Source organism: Ureibacillus endophyticus, from assembly GCF_024159215.1.
Lineage (GTDB): Bacteria > Bacillota > Bacilli > Bacillales_A > Planococcaceae > Ureibacillus > Ureibacillus endophyticus.
This window is the reverse complement of record NZ_JAMYWW010000001.1, coordinates 2,233,109-2,248,453: the sequence shown is the minus strand read 5'-3', so window position 1 is coordinate 2,248,453 and position 15,345 is coordinate 2,233,109. Positions and strand designations below refer to the sequence as shown.

Genomic DNA, 15,345 nt, shown 5'->3' with positions numbered 1-15,345 from the left:
TTAATATCATTTTCTCCCCTCAAAATGACCGCGCAAAGCTCTAAAATCTACCCGCTTACGCCTATTTCGGGTACGAACTTAATTACAGATTTTTTGTAAGGAAAATAGCGATAAAGCCAGTAGGGGCAAGGGTTTGGCTGATTTTTGGAGCGGGAACCGACTTAATAACAGGAAGACATAGTAGAGTTAAGAAAAAAGTGGTTTGCTAATTCAGTTAATGCATTACTTGTTGTTAATTCGCAATATAAAATAGAGAATTAACTGAAATCTCTAAAATCGATTGTATATATTTGTTAAACTATAAATACAATCGATGTTTAATGACGAGAGTGAGGCTTAAATGATATGGAATATAAACAAGGTGGATTTTTCAAAAGAGTTGCCAAAGCGTTAATTGATACTGAAAAATTAAAAACGCCTGTCGTTGTGAAAGAAGCTACAGAGGTTGTTCAGCGTATAGAACAATATAAAAATGCCCTGAACAAAACTGCTGATCCAGTAGAAATTAATCGCATTCACGAACAAATGAAACTGTTAGAGCTTGGGCTAAAGGGCGAAAAGAGTGTTTTATTTGAGCTACAAAACGCATTTCTCCCGCTTCATATACTGCATGATGTTCGGATTATACATAATGATTTTAAAGCGCAAATTGACTTTGTTGTGTTGACGAGAAAATTTATATTACTCATTGAAGTGAAGAACTATTACGGCAACATTCTCGTAAATGAAAAAGACGAATTTATAAGACAAGTATACAAAGGGAATAAATTAGTGTTTCAAGAAGGGTTTTATAGTCCAGTTCGTCAAGTGGAGAGGCAAGCGGAAGTATTTGAAGCGTATATGAAAGAGATGGGGGCAGTCACAAGGACACCGATCAAACATGTAGTCGTATTTACAAATAATCGAACAGTCCTCAATACGAAAAAAGCAAGTAAGCATGTAAAGGAAAAAATCATGCGTATTGACGGATTAGTGAAATTCATAAAACAAGAGCTTGAAAAAGACTCGCCAGTGAAGTTTATGGATAATCGAATGCAAGAAATGAGCGATTACATAAAAGCGTCACATGTTGAGTTGATTGTTGACGATATAGATGTTGTCGAGCAAAAGCTGTTACAGGAAACGTTACATGAACAACCAGCGAATGATGCGCCTCCTGAAATGAATCAGGTGAATACATCACAATTAGAGGATGCTTTGAAGAAATTCCGTATGCAAATTGCTACGAAGCAAAATGTGAAAGCATACCATATTTTTACGAACAAAACATTAGACGAATTGATTTTAAAGCAACCTTGTACTATTAACGATTTGAAAAATATCCAAGGATTCGGTGATGTAAAAACAAAAGCTTTCGGTGAAGAATTAGTTGAATTAATTAGGGCGCATCAGAAAAAATAAAGGGTTTACTCCGATCACAGCACGTGTTGTTTGCTAAGTATAGCTCTAACATTCAACTTCACCTTCAAGACATTCAAATCCAATCTCGACGAATACAACAAAAGCTGGGCGTAATATTCCCAGCTTTATTGTTTAAATAGAATTACAATATGCTTGCTTACTCTACAGCAAGTGTATCTTAGTTATAAGGCTCCTGCACAATGTCATTTTAAATTGCCATACAGAAAAGCTTTAATTAATTTGGCTTTATCTTCCTCCGCAAGAATTGTATCTGGTTGTTCTACAGAATTTTTAATCCAATTTGCCTTATTAACGGCCCAATCATATTCCTCTGTATCGGCATCTATCTCAGCATTAATGTAATCGTTGATCAATTTGAATAAAAAATAATTTATGCTATTAGTAATTAGCGATTCTGTTTTAGCTAATTCATTCGCATGAATTTCTCTAAGACGCATTCTTTCCTCTAATCTTTTTTGCTCTTCTACTTCCTCTATTAAACGTAATCGTCGTACTTCGTCATCAATAGGTGCAAGAGAGAAGATTTTAACAAATAATCTCTTTAATAGTTCATCGAAAGGATCATTAACTTTTTGTGTAACAGTAGTAGTCCGAGGATAGTTTGTATGCCCACGCTCATTTCGATTGATTTCGATGCTTAAGATTCCTTTTACAACATATTTAAAAGTTCTGTAGGATTCATATTCTTTGTCATCAGGTGTTAGAGTGATTTTTGTAGAAGGAGCTCTAAATCTTAATGTAAATAAATAATGTTTATAGTGAACTTTTGTTTCATTCTTTTCTACAGCAATTGTTGCATTTGCTTTTTCAAGTGCTTTAAATAAGCTATCGATAAAAATCAGAGCTTCTGGAAAAATATCATCAGCTCCAGATTGGATTAATGCTTTAAATGATTGACGATTATAAAACTTACCTCTATTTTTAATCAAATTTTTATATTTAATAATTTCCTTATGGGGCTTAGCAGAGAGTGACTTTGTCATTTTTAATGAGTTATATGCATTTAGTAAAATAGTTTGTTCTTCTACAGAAAAATAATCGAAATACGTTGGTTTGGTGTGACTGTTATCTGTTTTTTTAGTAGTCGTTTGCTTGGAAACCGCTTTTTCAATAGTTGCAGGAGGAGTAACATCCTTTACAATTGCGTTCCTAACTGTATCGATAAATATTAAATTATCATTTTCAATGTTTGGCAAAGGTGTTTTCGTTGGGCTCTCATTGCCAATATAAAGCCGTCCCCAGTATGACTGTGTTGGTAGTGGAATGTTATGTTCAATGCAAGCAGATTTTAATTTATTGTATGGAACACGTAATTCATTGGCTGTTTTTGATATGCCGATAGCCCAGATCTTGTTGTAGAGATCAGTTCGAGAAATGTTCAATAGTATCATTTCCTTTCTTCAGTAGTGATGTTGTATTAACGAAGAGATTTAGATAAGCTTAAAATGATTTTACCTTAATATGTAATTTTGTGTTGTTAGGAGTGATATATGTGAATGCGGAAATAGATTTAACCTACGAAATAATTAATCTGATTTCATTAAAAAGAGAAGGTGAGTATTGGGATTTTAAAGAGAAACATCATGTCAACAAAGCGGATTTATTACATGACATTATTTGTATGGCGAATAACAGAGTAGATAAAGACGGGTACCTTATTTTTGGAGTAAGTGATACTTATGAAATTAAAGGTGTTGCTAATGATGAAAATCGTAGGAATCAGCAAGGGATTATTAACTTTCTAAAATCTAAGAAGTTTGCTGGTGGAATTAGACCAACTATTGAATTAAAAACATTAGAAATTGCGGACACTCAAGTAGATGTGTTGATGGTAAAGAATACTAACGATACACCATATTATTTGATGGAAGATTGTTTTGAAGGTAAAAGAAGGGTTAAAGCTAACCACATTTATACGCGGGTAGGTGACACTAATACTGACATCGATAAAAGTGCGGATATTAATCATGTCGAATATTTGTGGAAAAAGCGATTTTTATTAAACAAGCCACCTTTAGAACAAATAAAGAAAAAACTACAGTATCAAAGTGAATGGAAAGAGCAAGGGGACGGCTATTATAATATATACAATCCTGAGTTTACTGTAAGTTTGGAATATGATGATTATGGTCACCCAGAATTTTATTCATTTTTAATGATGAATGAGAGCACAAGTTATGGCACAGTGACTTTGAAATATCATGGTACCAAATTGTATGTACAAAAACGCTCGTTTAACCATGTACATTTTTGATCCCCAGTGTATATTACAACTTTACTTGGAGGGGCGAGTATGATAGCCTTGTTTGGTCAGCCAGCCCTTGTAATAGCTGGCTTTTGGCTGACGAATCATGCGAGTAGAGGTCTCCATGTCAAGTTGTAATTATTCATAAACATGTATAGAGAAACGCATTTCGAACGAAAGTGTACATGCTTAGACAATCAAAAATGTACACTTTGATACGGACATTTATAGGCGGTACGCCAATTTACATTCATAGTTTCTGCAATTTTAGAAATAGACAATCCTTTTTCATTTCTTAAAGTTTTGATACAATTAATTTCAGACATTGCTAGCATCCTTTCAAACCTCCACTGGTAAAATTCGACACTTTAACAGTAGAGTGACTTGGGGTGGCTGGCAAGTCTATTTTTTTGCACTAAAAAAGTGCTAGACTCTGTACAAATTCGTTGCACTAGTCTGCACTTTTATTATGCAATACACACGAATAGAGCTTCAGAAAAATATTGAAGTAAATGAAGCGAAAAAACATAAGATTTTTAGTGACTCTTCATTTGATTTTATTAGAGAAGAATTAAGAGGAATAATGTTAATAGGGAACTCAAATACAGTTAAATCACTTTTAGATACTAATTTTCCGTATAAAGAATCTGATAGCGAAGTCATTGATAGTCTTGAAAGACAAATTAAAGATTTGGAGAGTTCAAATCCTAATGATAAAATTACTATTTTGTCAGTACAGAAAGGGAAATTAACAGCAATAGTAGATTCATTAAAGATTCTTTCTTTGAATTTAAGTGCTGAAAATATAAAGAAAATAAATGGGTTAATTAGTGAATATGAAAAACAATTACAAGAAGAAAGCGAATATAATGAGGAATTTAAAAGGAACATATCTTATCTTAGTAAAGTAAATGATGAATGGCTGAAGTTTATTGAATTTGGAAAAGAATATTATAACTCTCTTGACAATTCCGAAATAAAAGAAGGAGTGTATTTCGCAAGTAAAAATTGAGCCATTTATTAATTAAAAACTGAGCCACTTAAACCTGACTATTTTCCAACCATTCTTTTGTATCTAATATTCGATAAGATGGTCCTACCATATCCACCATGTAAGCTCGATGTGTAAGTCGGTCAGTTAAAGCTGCTGTTAAAACCGGATCATGGAATATTTCTTCCCAGCGATCAAATGATAAATTACTCGTAACTATGGTGGATGCTCGTCCTGCCCGAAGGGAAAGATGCGTAAATAATAACTCGGCTCCTTCTTTATCAAAGGAGATATAACCTAATTCATCAATGATCACCAGATCATATTTTTCAAACTTAAGTTCAAATGAACGTAAAGTTCTTTCAGAACGGCTCTCTTTTAATTGGTTTACTAGAGAAGATACCGTTGTAAAATACACTTTATATCCTGCCAAACAAGCTTCAATTCCTAAACCTATTGCTATATGGGTTTTACCTGTTCCAGGTGAGCCAATTAATAAGACGTTTTGTTTTTCTTGAATAAAGTCCAATTTCTTTAAATGTGGGAGGCGAGAGGCCGCATTTTGCGGTAATCTCTCAATCTCTAATTCAGTTAATAGTTTCTTTTCAGGGAAATTTGCGGATCGAATCCGATTCGCTTTTGCTCGCACTTCACGATCTTCCATTTCTTGCACTAGTGCGTGATATAAGAAATCTTCTGCTGTCTGATATTGTTTCCACATATCATCTTCTTGTATAAATCCCCGAATGCTTGGTAATCGAAGTTCTTTACACATCTCAATCATTTCTTGTCGCTTATCCATTAATGAAGCACCCCTGTCTTTTTAGTTTCGAATAATGCTGTAATGGCTGAAAGATTTTCGAGAGATTGGGTGGTGACCTCATTTTTGGAATGTACAGTTTTATGAACGTGTTCGCCTTGACTTGCTAAGAAAATAATCTTATCTGTTGATATTTGAACCATAGGGTTCTTCTTAAGTTGTTCAATCGCTGCTAAGACTTTTTCTAGATTGTTATGTTCTTTTAGATAAATAAGTAATTCTAGAAAATCTCGCTCATTTCCAATATAATAATCTTTGTATAAATTTTTTATTTTTGTTGGTGCTTGACTCAAACATTCACTTTGAGCCAATGCACCTTTTTTCTTTTCAAATGTACGTAAGTAATGATAAATATCCATAATCCATTGATGGATCTGCCAACTTCGTTTATGTGTCGCGATACAGGCATTTTCACTAAAAATAAGAATTTTTTCCGCACTCGCTTTTACTTTCACCCATTCTCCAACATGTCCTTCAGGAACAGAATAACGATTTTGCCTATAAGTAATCGTGCTATATTTGTCCACTCTAAATTCAAACAACTCAGAGGCATCAAATGGAATAATATCTGCGCTTACTTGCCTAGTTTTACGCTCCTCCAGCATTAATTCATGGTGCGTTTGTCTTTTCTTATAATGCATACGAGAGTTTAATTTCATGATGATTTCTGTTAGATAAGCCTGAGCTTCTTCTAAGCTTGCAAACGTATCTCGATGGGCAAATGCCTTCCGACGGATGTATTCTACACTCCGCTCCACATGCCCCTTCTGATTTCCTTTTCTTGGTTCACATAGTCGTATTTTAAAATGATAATGCATCGATAGATTTTTCATACCATCGGTAATCTCTCGTTCAGTCCCAATAAAGTTCTTTACGACTGTCCGCATATTATCGTACGTAAAAACCTCTGGTACAAAGCCTAAATAGTTAATACATTTCACATGAGCATCTTGAACGCACACCATTGTTTCAGATTCATATAAATATGCAATTCTTTCATTACTATATGGTAGGGTAAAGACCGCCATTGAAAGAGAACGTAATGTTTGATCAATGATTAATTTTACTTCACCCCAGTCAAATTCAATCTCATGACCAGCAGTTGCCTTTTGACGAATAAACACTTCTTTTTGACGTTTCTCCTCACTATTTACAAAATTTCTAACAGTGGTATAACTAATTTCAAAACCTTCATCTAATAACTTTTCATGAATATCAATCATTTTTAGTTGTTGCTTGTGCATCTGATGTTGCCGTTTAAATTCATTATCTTTTAACATTTTTCGAATACGTTTCATCACCGTAGGTGTTAATGCACGTTTATTGCCTTTTCGCTTTTTATACGACGGAGGCGTTACATAGTTATCTGTAATAGGTAGTTCTCGAATATCTTGCTTTCTTTTTTCAAGATCCTCTTCGATATACTTTTTTACAGTATTCCGAGAAATCCCAAGCTCCTTCGCAATTTGACGTTGACTCTTATTTTCTTGATGAAAGGCTAATAAAACTTTTTGTTTCTTCTCCAAAGAAATCACCTCTATACGCTCCTAACTCTATGAAGTTAGGATTATTTTCATATAAAAGTGGCTCACTTTTCAACTGCGATGGTGGCTCAGTTTTAGCTTATCAAATACAAAGGAGATTCATGTATATTTTGCAGTCAGCGATTAAATGGTGATGGTGTACATATTATTAAGACTAATTTTAATCATATTGACAACAGCTACAGAAAATATATAAAAACAATAGAAAGTGAAATTGTAAAATATGACGTTTACAATGAAATTGTTAAATTAACTGAAGAAGAAGAATCCTTAATAGAAAGTGAAGGGCTGTTAGGTAAGCTAAAATCTACTATCCAATTAGTTAATCGTAACAAAGAGTTGTTTAGCAAGCTTATTGCTAATAAGGAGAAAATTACAGATGATGTGATTTTAGATTTAGAAGATATAATTAATGATATAAATAATGAAATTCTCATAATTGGTAAGCGAATTGAAAGACTAACTGAGTCATCTGTTGAAGTGAAGAGTAAAATTGATTTATTAAAAGAAACGAGGGAATCCTATATTAAGAATAGGAAACTACATATTTCATTACCTTTATTAATGGAATGGTTCGATTTGAAGAAATCGATTGAACAAATGAATGCTATAAAGAGCAAGTTTATGTCAACAACATTAACACAAAAACAATCTGAAGCATTTAAGAGTATTGTTCAAGCAAACTACTATCAAATTTTTGATAAATTTGCACAAGATCTTAAAATTTCACATATTAATTTAAAGTTTACCCCTAAAAAAGGTGAAACGTTGCGGAATAAAACAGTTTCTTCTAAGGAATATAAAGTATCTCAAATTATGAGCGAGGGTGAGCAAAAAGCTGTAGCTATGGTTGAACTTGCTACTGATTTAACTATGCGAGGAGATTTTAATCCTATATTATTTGATGACCCTGTTACATCGTTGGATTATAAAAGAGCAGAAACTATTGCTGATTTGATTTATAAGTTGTCTTTAGATAGACAAGTTATTGTATTTACGCATAATATAATGTTTTATTATTACCTTTATAATTGTTGCAGGGCAGACAAAAATAAAGAAAATAAATTTTTCAAAGTAGATGAAATAGATAAGTTGAATAAAGGTTTTATATCAGAATCGTTTAGTGGCAGATTAGAAAATTTAAATGAAATAATGAAAAAACTAAGAGCACAGCATCAAAATATAAATTCCAAAGCATGCTTTGGAGATGAATTAGAAGAAGCTTTAAAGAAAGTATATTCTGATATTCGTACATGGTGTGAATTGATCGTGGAAGAAGGATTTTTTAAATCAATTATTCGTAGATATGAGCCGAATATTATGTTTACAAAGGTTAATTCAATTAAAGGGGGATTGTAGAAGAATTACCAAAAGTAAGTGAATTATTTGCGAGAGCTTGTAGATGGATGGCAGGACATAGCCAAGCTCTTGAAACACAATTAAATCGTGCTACAAAAGACGCATTTAATGAAGATATGGACTATATTCATAAAATTTATGAAATTTATAAATAGGGGGAATATGGGGAATGGATTATCCAATATGGACTTTAAGTGGCAAGTTTTGCGGTAAATTAATTAATAACCAGGTATATGATAGAAAAGGCAATCACATAGGTTATGTAGATGATAAACGAATCTTTTCAGCGCGCACAGGAAAAGTAGTTGGCGAGTTTTATAAAGAAGATAGAGTTGGTCTTAAAACTTCAAAATCATATCCAGTAAGAGGAATTAGAGGGATTCGAGGTTCAAGAGGTTTTGGACTAAGAGGAGATAAAGGATCAATAAGTCCTGGTGGTTGGAAGGATCCAGAATTCTAATTCAATGTCTTCCTGCATTAATCTCTTTCCCACTGCTTTAAAGTTGGTACTCGAAGTAGAGGAAAGTTAGAGGACTACACCCGTACAATTTTGTATGCGGTATAGTCCTTTTTCATTGATATAGCTGTTTGTTAATGGATAAGACGCTGTAATAATACTATTGGATTAGATAAGCTGGAAAGTAGTAAGAGGGACCTTGGTATTGATTTTCCTAAGAATGTTTTAGTTAAAGTGTTACTATTTCAAATTATTTTCAATTATATTTATTACTAAGTCGGCTTGGCATGCATCTTTAGTTTTTACGGAAATACTTTCATGTTGAATATCCTCTGCATTATCCCCGCCATAGCTACCAGAGTTATGGCTGTGAATGTCTTTCTTTGCTAAAGGTGTCCCACCAGAGAAATAATTTGCTTTGTGATAGCCTGAGTCGTCTTCACTTTGCCATCCGAAATCTTTAGGAGACGATGTTTTGAAGAATCCATTTTCATCAAAAATAATATCAATTTCCTTATCATTTGAAATTGTTAATGGTGACGCATCTTTTTGATTATATAAAATCACTGCACACCCTTCAAACTCTTTTGGTAGATAATAATTTATTGCCCTGAAATCAGGAGAACCGCTGTTTACTATTAGCAAGTAACCGAATATGACTATGAATACAGTGACAGATATGGATAGGGCTATTTTCCTCAACAAAATCACCTCATTGGAAATTTTAGTATATTCAATTTTATTATAATAATTGCTTCAAAAATATCAACATCGTGTAGTTATACTCTAATATAGTTAGCACTTGAAATAATTTTGTCTTCCTGTAACTATCTCTTTCCCCATCTTCTAAAGTCGGTACCTGCTGTAACTAAGTTGGTTTCTGGCGCGGTGGAAAAAAGATAATGGCAAGACTGATAAAAGGATCAGGAGCATACCTCTGGTATGTTTCCTGGTCCTTTTTTGCGTGCAATAAAGTCAAGCAGAATAGGGATTAGCAAGGAATAAATACGTTGGTCAACGACCAATGTATCAAGCTAAATGCTAATATCTTATTCATACTTCGGGAACGAACTTAATATCATTTTCTCCCCTCAAAATGACCGCGCAAAGCTCTAAAATCTACCCGCTTACGCCTATTTCGGGTACGAACTTAATTACAGATTTTTTGTAAGGAAAATAGCGATAAAGCCAGTAGGGGCAAGGGTTTGGCTGATTTTTGGAGCGGGAACCGACTTAATAACAGGAAGACAATCGCATATTCGATCTTTAGAAATCCGCTCATTATAAACCGAAGGTTACGGATTGATTCAACAGACCTTCGGTCTTTTGGTTTGAAAAAGCAAGAGAAAACGCAGGAACAAACGTATAACCGCAAGGGTTGGGGGAAAAAGAGAGAGGAGAAGCAGGAGGAAGAGCAGGGTGAAAAGCCTGAAAAAAATGAGGGGAAACGAATGGAGAAAATGATGGGAGTAAGCATTTAAAAAGAGGAAGAAAAAGCCTGAAAAAGAGCCAGGAAGGGTTTAAAGTTGCAGAGAAAAGAGCAGGAGGAATATCAGAAGAAGTGCCTGTAAAGGCAGATATGCGTCAGAAAAAAGGTCTGAAAAAAACGCCTGGGAACGATCCTTTTCGCTTAAACCTTACCTCTACTACGTACCAACTTCTTTACATTTTACGCTCGATCCAAAGCCTGAAAAAGAGCCTGAAAGGGTGCAAAACAGGGAAGAACTTCATATCAGATTTGAAGTGTGGAAAAAGGGCGGAAAAGTGGCGTGGAGGCAGGTGGGAGAAGGGATTGAGGGAGAGTTGGAGGGAGGGAAGAACTTGATAACAGGAAGACAATAAGTAAAATTTCTACAAAGAGGCAAAACTTCATTTCAGAGGTTTTGTCTCGACGGATTGTAATATTAAGTGCAACACCTGTAAGTCAAAATAGAAGAAGCCCACAACGACCTCGTATAAAATGTTAGTTACCACACAAACATCAGAGGAGGAATCGTTATGAGCTATATTCATCTTACCATATCTGAACGTTCAAAAATAGAAACTTACTTTGAGTTAGGTTATTCTATTCGCCAAATTGCAGAATTTATCAAGAGAAGTCCATCTACAATTTCAAGAGAGTTACGACGACATCTAAATTGTTCTCCTGAAGAGGCTCAAGCTCGATATCATAGTAATAAATCGAAGTGTGGAGCTAAGTCTAAACTAACACCTAAGTTAAAAGAAGTTGTTCAGAAAAAATTGGGCGAAACTTGGTCACCTGAACAGATTGTCGGACGCTTATATCCAGGAAAGCTAAGTTTTAAAAGTATCTATCGTTGGATTTACAACGGTTTATTAGAGGTGCCTCTTTCCACACTTCGTCAAAAAGGGAAACGCCAAAAACCGCGTGAAACAAGAGGTCGATTCAATATTGGTACACCAATCTCCAAACGCCCTAAGTATGTACGTAAACGTGAAACATTCGGTCATTGGGAACTGGATACTGTTGTTTCTGGACGTGGCCAAGCAAAGGGCTGTGTCGCTACCTTTATTGAACGCAAAACTCGCTGGTATAAAGCTGTACTTATTCCAAACCGTTCTGCTCAAGCAATGGAGGCAGCCGTTAAATGGTTATATCAAGAACTACCAAATGGCTCAATATTAACGGCTACGACTGACCGCGGAAAAGAATTTAGCTGTTACAACGTACTCGAAAAAGACTTAAATATCCAAGTTTATTTCGCGGACGCTTATTCATCATGGCAACGTGGCAGTAACGAAAATGCGAATGGTCTTTTACGTGAGTTCTTCCCAAAGAAAACAAACTTTGATCACGTAACGGAAAAAGAGATGGAACAAGCACTTAAACTTATCAACAATCGACCAAAAAAATGTCTTGGTTGGAAAACTGCATACGAGGCGTTTCAGGAAGAACTGTTGCACTTAAATTGACAAAGTATCATATGTAAAAATGCTGGCACGAAGTTTTATAACTTGTACCAGCATTTCTTGATTAATGGAGTAGCTTTTCAACACGTTGACAAATTTCATCAGCAGAAAGTCCACGTGCATTGATAACGGATCCTTCAGATACTACGTTGCTAATTCCCATAACATTTTCATCTTGTCCACTAATTACGCAACAGTCACAATTTTTTGCGTCTTCTTCACTACGGATTTTTTTTACTTCGTATCCTTTTGCTGCTAGTACAGCTTCAACATTAGATAAAGATTCTTCAACACCAATGATTTTTGACATTGTTCATCCACCTCCAATAAATAATGTGTCAAATGGAATCGATATTTATTCATCATTAATTATGTTTAGGGATTTGGAAAATTTCCCATGCTATAAAATCGCAAATCTAGTGCAAATTATGAATGGAGGTGACCAATATGGCTGATAAAAAAGGTAAAAGCAAAAAGTTAGATCGTGAAGAATATGGTCATGGATATGATTTAAGTCCTGATGATTTCGATGTAATTGGACAAAATAATCAAGCAAAAAAACAAAATCAAAATGAAAATAAAGGGAAACCGGATAATAAACACAATCCATCTAGATTGAATCAGTAAAATGGGCTCTGAAAAGTCCTCTTAAGATGGTCTTTTTATGATTGACGCTTATGCTTTCGTCACAAATAAATTGTGCAGAGGATGGTGGCATGGTGACCACCTGAGAAGCAGATTTATTATTAAGAAGGGAAGGTGTTCAAAAGTTTATACTTTTGGCCCTTCCTTTTTGGCATTTTTTGACGGAAGTTTTTTCGACATAAGTTCTATTTTTCTCTCCTTTTTCTTAAAGTATAACGAGACACTATAAAGGGGAGAAATGATGGAAATTGATGGCGTGTTCTCCGGTGGTGGTATTAAAGGATTTGCATATGTTGGTGCCTTACAAGTATTAGAAGAACAGAATTACACCTTCAAACGGGTAGCAGGGACGAGTGCCGGGGCCATTTTTGCTTGTTTAATAGCGGCTGGATATACAGCATCAGAAATTGAAGAAATGTTAGATGAACTAAATTTAAAAACACTTCTTGATCCTCGGAAATCTGCACGAAGACTCGTTTTTTTAAAATGGCTAAACCTATACTTCAAAATGGGTCTTTATAGAGGGAAAGCGTTAGAGAAATTTTTTTATAAGAAACTGGCAGAAAAGGGTGTTATCACCTTTAGTGATTTACCCCGTGGTTCCCTCAAGCTTATTGCTTCTGATTTAACGAATGGACGTATCGTTGTAATACCTGATGATTTGCCGAAATATGGGATTGATTGGCGGAAGTTTTCTGTAGCAAAAGCGTTAAGAATGAGTTGTGGAATTCCATTTTTCTTTGAACCCATCAAATTAAGTGATCAAAAAGGTGAAAACATTTTTGTTGATGGAGGGGTTTTAAGTAATTTTCCGCTTTGGGTTTTTCAAAGGAACAAAGCGCGGCCAATACTTGGATTTAAGCTAAGTCATCCAAGTGCAGAAATAGATCCAAAGAAAATCTCGAATGGTTTAGATTTGTTTGATGCATTATTCAAAACGATGAAATCGGCCCATGACGAACGTTATATTTCAAGAAAACATGAGAAAAGTATTGTTTTTATACCTGTAGAAAATCTTAGTGCTACTCAATTTGATATTTCAAAAGAAGTAAAACAACAATTGATTGATATTGGTAGAAAAAGAACGATGCAATTTTTAGAAACCTGGGATAGAAGTTAGTGTTTGATGGATAAACAAAGCAAGAATTGAAATACTAACAATAAAAATGCTAAAGGAGTAGAGGTTAGTGGCAAAAACACCAAAAGAGATAGCAGAAAAAATATTAAATCATAACATGGTTGGAACGATGGCAACGATTGAAGGAGATAAGCCTCATTCACGATATATGACTTTTTTTAACGATAACTTTACTCTATATACTGTAACAAGTGACCACACTCATAAAGTTGAAGAACTGTCAAAAAATCCATATACCCATATATTAATTGGTTACGATGGAAAAGGTTTTGGGGATGAATTTTTAGAAATTGAAGGGAAAGTGGAAATCTCTTCTGATGATACTATGAGGGAGAAGGTTTGGAATAAACTTTTGAAACCATGGTTTAGTGGACCAGACGACCCGAAAATGGTTATTCTAAAAGTGACACCATCTCAAATAAAATTAATGAATACAAAAGGGGAAGATCCGAAATTTGTGGAGTTTTGATATTTTAGGGCTATCAAGAGAGACTTGATAGCCCTAAAAAAATGAAGTTATTTTTGTTCCACTAATATTTGGCGAATTATTTGTTTGTTTTGTTTTTTAAATTTTTCATTATGAGATGACACGATTCCAATGGATTCTGCTGTTGGCTCTATATATTTTTTTGCACTATTTACAGCATTTACGGCATCTTGGAATGCACCTACTAAAAGGTTTACCTTTCCATCAAAAGATAAGATATCACCTGCAGCAAATATTCCTTCTTGAGAAGTATGGCCTTTTGAAGTACCTTCGTAATAATAATTGTCTTTCAAACATAAATTAATGTTCTCAGCAAAACCTAACGATGCATCCCTGTTATAGCCATGGCAAACAATAATGTGATCAACAGGTTGAAGTAACGATTCCTCTTTACCATCTTGTTTAAGAACAGCTTGTTGAATAAGTGTTTTTTCTTTGTTTGGTATTAATCGTTCAATGCTTGTGTTAAATAGTACTTTTGCTTTAGAGTCTGCTAGTATTCGAGCAGTTTGTGCTTCATGCGCAGAAAACTGATCTTTTCGATAGGCAACAATCACTTCTTCTGCAATATCTAATAATTCAACAGCCCAATCGATCGCCCCATTACCTCCACCTGATATGAGAACTCGTTTTTGTTGAAACGGTTTTAATGACGGTATTGTATAATGTAAGTTTGACATTTCGTATTTTTCAGCACCGTCAATTTCTAATTTTTGTGGGTTAATGATACCGCCACCCACTGCCATAATAATTGATTTAGAATAGTGTTTAACACCATCATTTGTTGTGATAATAAATAAATTGGTGTCGTCTTTCTCGATGAAGTCTACTTTCGTATTCGTAATAATTGTTGGATCGAAAGTTTTTGCTTGTGATATGATTTGTTTCACGAATTGACTACCTAAAATAGGTGGCTGTCCACCAACATCCCATATCATTTTTTCTTGGAATAATAAAACTTTACCACCTAATTCTTTTTGGGATTCAATCAATTTTGTTTTCATGTTTCTTAATCCACTATAAAAGGCACTATATAATCCTGCTGGGCCACCTCCAACAATGGTTACATCATATACGTCACGCATAAACTCGCTCCATTTCTACTATAAATCTTACTATGTATAACAGTCAGACATTATATCTATTGTAAATATGATTATATCGTTAATGAAAACGATTATCAATATTAAGTGGCTTGGGATGAAATAAGCTTTGGTTTAATAAAATTTAGTGGCATATTTTTTGATTAGGAACAAAACATTTTAAAAATTGGTTCTATCTTGTCCTTTTTATCTTAAACTAGAAT

At 34.3% G+C, this 15,345-nt stretch carries 17 protein-coding genes; 10 read left to right on the top strand and 7 right to left on the bottom strand.

Annotation, left to right across the window (positions count from 1 at the left end; all coding sequences use genetic code 11):
* The first annotated feature begins 345 nt into the window (after positions 1-345).
* Positions 346-1,401, top strand: a complete 1,056-nt coding sequence (locus NKR20_RS11065; RefSeq protein WP_253426615.1) for an NERD domain-containing protein — start codon at positions 346-348, stop codon at positions 1,399-1,401.
* Between the two features lie 203 nt (positions 1,402-1,604).
* On the opposite strand, the gene NKR20_RS11060 is transcribed toward NKR20_RS11065, so the two are convergent.
* Positions 1,605-2,618 carry a hypothetical protein gene (locus NKR20_RS11060; RefSeq protein ID WP_253426612.1) on the bottom strand — a complete coding sequence of 338 codons (1,014 nt, stop codon included), beginning with the start codon at positions 2,616-2,618 and terminating at the stop codon, positions 1,605-1,607.
* Positions 2,619-2,914: 296 nt separating this feature from the next.
* Between NKR20_RS11060 and NKR20_RS11055 the strand changes: the two genes are divergently transcribed.
* Positions 2,915-3,676 carry an AlbA family DNA-binding domain-containing protein gene (locus NKR20_RS11055; RefSeq protein ID WP_253426609.1) on the top strand — a complete coding sequence of 254 codons (762 nt, stop codon included), beginning with the start codon at positions 2,915-2,917 and terminating at the stop codon, positions 3,674-3,676.
* 188 nt (positions 3,677-3,864) lie between these two features.
* On the opposite strand, the gene NKR20_RS11050 is transcribed toward NKR20_RS11055, so the two are convergent.
* Positions 3,865-4,002 (bottom strand): hypothetical protein, encoded by a 138-nt coding sequence (locus NKR20_RS11050; protein WP_253426606.1) that lies wholly within the window; start codon positions 4,000-4,002, stop codon positions 3,865-3,867.
* 134 nt (positions 4,003-4,136) lie between these two features.
* Between NKR20_RS11050 and NKR20_RS11045 the strand changes: the two genes are divergently transcribed.
* Positions 4,137-4,679, top strand: coding sequence for a hypothetical protein (locus NKR20_RS11045; protein WP_253426604.1), 543 nt, complete (start codon positions 4,137-4,139; stop codon positions 4,677-4,679).
* A gap of 28 nt (positions 4,680-4,707) precedes the next feature.
* Here the strand turns inward: NKR20_RS11045 and istB are convergent, their stop codons facing one another.
* Both istB and istA read right to left on the bottom strand, forming a co-directional pair.
* A complete protein-coding gene (gene istB, locus NKR20_RS11040) occupies positions 4,708-5,460 on the bottom strand; it encodes an IS21-like element helper ATPase IstB (RefSeq protein WP_253426601.1) in 753 nt (250 codons plus the stop codon).
* Positions 5,460-7,004: an IS21 family transposase gene (gene istA / locus NKR20_RS11035; protein ID WP_253426598.1), complete on the bottom strand. Its 1,545-nt coding sequence runs from the start codon at positions 7,002-7,004 to the stop codon at positions 5,460-5,462. The genes istB and istA overlap by 1 nt, the downstream gene beginning before the upstream one ends.
* Before the next feature lie 402 nt (positions 7,005-7,406).
* On the opposite strand from istA, the gene NKR20_RS11030 reads away from it, so the two are divergent.
* Both NKR20_RS11030 and NKR20_RS11025 read left to right on the top strand, forming a co-directional pair.
* A complete protein-coding gene (locus NKR20_RS11030; protein WP_366519721.1) occupies positions 7,407-8,381 on the top strand; it encodes a hypothetical protein in 975 nt (324 codons plus the stop codon).
* 169 nt (positions 8,382-8,550) lie between these two features.
* Positions 8,551-8,841, top strand: coding sequence for a 4-fold beta flower protein (locus NKR20_RS11025; RefSeq protein WP_253426594.1), 291 nt, complete (start codon positions 8,551-8,553; stop codon positions 8,839-8,841).
* 237 nt (positions 8,842-9,078) lie between these two features.
* Here NKR20_RS11025 and NKR20_RS11020 read toward each other — a convergent pair whose 3' ends face one another.
* Positions 9,079-9,483: a DUF6843 domain-containing protein gene (locus NKR20_RS11020; RefSeq protein WP_253426591.1), complete on the bottom strand. Its 405-nt coding sequence runs from the start codon at positions 9,481-9,483 to the stop codon at positions 9,079-9,081.
* A 560-nt stretch (positions 9,484-10,043) separates the two neighbouring features.
* On the opposite strand from NKR20_RS11020, the gene NKR20_RS11015 reads away from it, so the two are divergent.
* Both NKR20_RS11015 and NKR20_RS11010 read left to right on the top strand, forming a co-directional pair.
* Positions 10,044-10,319 carry a hypothetical protein gene (locus NKR20_RS11015; protein WP_253426588.1) on the top strand — a complete coding sequence of 92 codons (276 nt, stop codon included), beginning with the start codon at positions 10,044-10,046 and terminating at the stop codon, positions 10,317-10,319.
* A gap of 517 nt (positions 10,320-10,836) precedes the next feature.
* Positions 10,837-11,772 (top strand): IS30 family transposase, encoded by a 936-nt coding sequence (locus NKR20_RS11010; RefSeq protein WP_253426585.1) that lies wholly within the window; start codon positions 10,837-10,839, stop codon positions 11,770-11,772.
* Positions 11,773-11,833: 61 nt separating this feature from the next.
* Here NKR20_RS11010 and NKR20_RS11005 read toward each other — a convergent pair whose 3' ends face one another.
* A complete protein-coding gene (locus tag NKR20_RS11005) occupies positions 11,834-12,079 on the bottom strand; it encodes a YkuS family protein (protein ID WP_253426582.1) in 246 nt (81 codons plus the stop codon).
* A gap of 137 nt (positions 12,080-12,216) precedes the next feature.
* Between NKR20_RS11005 and NKR20_RS11000 the strand changes: the two genes are divergently transcribed.
* The 3 genes from NKR20_RS11000 to NKR20_RS10990 all read left to right on the top strand — a co-directional run bounded on the left by NKR20_RS11000 (position 12,217) and on the right by NKR20_RS10990 (position 14,021).
* The gene (locus tag NKR20_RS11000) at positions 12,217-12,396 is read left to right on the top strand and encodes a hypothetical protein (protein ID WP_121215711.1); all 180 of its coding nucleotides are present in this window, start codon (positions 12,217-12,219) and stop codon (positions 12,394-12,396) included.
* Positions 12,397-12,655: 259 nt separating this feature from the next.
* Positions 12,656-13,534 (top strand): patatin-like phospholipase family protein, encoded by an 879-nt coding sequence (locus NKR20_RS10995; protein WP_121215709.1) that lies wholly within the window; start codon positions 12,656-12,658, stop codon positions 13,532-13,534.
* A gap of 67 nt (positions 13,535-13,601) precedes the next feature.
* Positions 13,602-14,021, top strand: coding sequence for a pyridoxamine 5'-phosphate oxidase family protein (locus tag NKR20_RS10990; protein WP_253426579.1), 420 nt, complete (start codon positions 13,602-13,604; stop codon positions 14,019-14,021).
* A gap of 47 nt (positions 14,022-14,068) precedes the next feature.
* On the opposite strand, the gene NKR20_RS10985 is transcribed toward NKR20_RS10990, so the two are convergent.
* Positions 14,069-15,124, bottom strand: a complete 1,056-nt coding sequence (locus tag NKR20_RS10985; RefSeq protein WP_253426576.1) for an NAD(P)/FAD-dependent oxidoreductase — start codon at positions 15,122-15,124, stop codon at positions 14,069-14,071.
* Between the last annotated feature and the right edge of the window lie 221 nt (positions 15,125-15,345).